Raw genomic sequence first — 437 nt, 5'->3', positions numbered from 1 at the left:
TCTTTAAACATATTTAATCCAGGTGAAGTAGCAGCAACTGGAGGAACTTCAGGGGTTGTCTATGCAGTTACAGATAGTTTGTCAGGAAAAGAAAGTACTCGGGTTAATAATTTTGCCCACGTAAACTATAAAAAAGCAGTTCCAAGAATTGGTAAATTACTAAATATTAATGGTGCCGGAATTCAGTATAGATGGCTGTTAAACAATTTATCTGTTGACTCTTACGAGGAAATGAATCAGCTAGCTTCAGAAGTCTCTGTAGGTTCAGATGGTGTATGTATGATTCCTTTTGGAAATGGCAGCGAAAGAATGCTGAGCAACATGGAAATCGGAACGCGGTTGGTAAATGTTAATTTAAATAACCATCAAAAAGGACATGTATGTAGGGCTGCATTAGAAGGAATTGCTTTTTCCTTTGTTTATGGTATGGATATATT

General features: G+C 36.4%; 1 pseudogene. It reads left to right on the top strand.

Features of this window, described 5'->3' with window-relative positions:
* Window positions 1-437, top strand: a pseudogene (locus tag IU405_RS00990) (FGGY-family carbohydrate kinase); the annotation flags it as partial.

The organism is Polaribacter sp. BAL334 (assembly GCF_015767435.1).
Classification (GTDB): Bacteria; Bacteroidota; Bacteroidia; order Flavobacteriales; family Flavobacteriaceae; genus Polaribacter.
The sequence above is the reverse complement of the archived record's forward strand: the minus strand, read 5'-3'. Positions and strand labels throughout refer to the sequence as shown.